The organism is Lentibacillus songyuanensis, from assembly GCF_039548255.1.
GTDB classification, from domain to species: domain Bacteria; phylum Bacillota; class Bacilli; order Bacillales; family Amphibacillaceae; genus Lentibacillus_C; species Lentibacillus_C songyuanensis.
Window position 1 is genome coordinate 1 of record NZ_JBCLVH010000060.1, and the last position, 1343, is coordinate 1343.

1 protein-coding gene is annotated in these 1343 nt (G+C 40.1%); it reads left to right on the forward strand.

The window, feature by feature from the left end; all coding sequences use genetic code 11:
• A partial coding sequence (locus WMZ97_RS21805) for a non-ribosomal peptide synthetase (RefSeq protein WP_343274168.1) occupies window positions 1-1343 on the forward strand: 1343 nt, incomplete at both ends.

Here is a 1343-nt window from a genome sequence, read left to right on the forward strand (position 1 = left end):
GAAATGCCTTATCCGAAAGAGAAAACAATTCATTGTCTGTTCGAAGAACAGGTGGAAAAAGATCCAAATCAAGTAGCCGTGGTATTTAAAGAAACACAGCTAACTTATAAAGAATTGAATGAGCACGCAAACTGTTTAGCGCGTATTTTAAGAGAGCAGGGAGTAAAACCAGAAGACCGGGTAGGTCTACTAATGGAACGGTCATTAGATATGATTGTGGGAATGCTGGGGATTTTAAAGGCGGGCGGAGCATATTTGCCGATTGATCCTGCATATCCGGCTGAACGTATTGATTATATGCTTGAAGACAGCAGCTCTAGGATTGTACTTAGTCAGACAGAAGTGATTGACCAGCTTTGGCCGGAAGTACGGTGGGCTGGGAAATGCCTGGATGTAAAAAAGATGAACTTTGAAGGAATAGATAAATCCAATCTGAGGATCGTAAACCATGTTCGAAATTTGGGTTATGTTATGTACACATCTGGTACAACAGGCCATCCCAAAGGAGTCGAAGTAATTCACCGGAATGTTGTGCGTTTGGTAAGATCCACCAATTATGCAACGCTTAATGAAAATGAGGTTCTCTTACAATTAGCTTCTATTGCTTTTGACGCAGCCACTTTTGAAATATGGGGAAGCTTATTGAATGGAGCTAGGCTTGTTATGATAGGATCAAATCGTCCTACACTCGAAGAAATTGCCTATGCTTTGAAGCATGAAAAGGTAACAACATTATTTTTAACTACAGCTTTATTTAATACGATAGTTGATCATCAATTAATGTCATTAGACGGAGTTCAACAATTATTAATGGGTGGAGAAACTGTTTCTGTTCCACATGTTCGAAAAGCTTTATCTCTTAGTAATTTACAACTAGTCCATGTATATGGCCCAACAGAGAATACTACTTTTTCTTCTTACTATGTTGTACCAGATACATGGAAGAACGAATCTACCATTCCGATTGGGAAGCCTATTAATAACACCAAAATTTACCTTTTGGACGAGAGGGGCCAGGTTGTTCCTATTGGGGTAGCTGGTGAAATTTATCTTGCCGGAGAGGGGCTCGCGCGCGGATATTTAAACCGTCCTGAATTAACTGGGGAAAAATTTGTTCCAAATCCATTTTCTCCCGGAGAAAAGATGTATCGAACAGGTGATTTAGCGCGTTATTTGCCAGACGGAAATATTGAATTCCTAGGACGGATTGACCAGCAGGTTAAGATTCGCGGATATCGAATTGAATTAGGTGAAATTGAGAATACCCTTTTAGGTCATCCAAACGTTAAAGACGCAACTGTACTGGACTGGAAAGAAGGGGAAAATGAAACATTTTTGTGTGC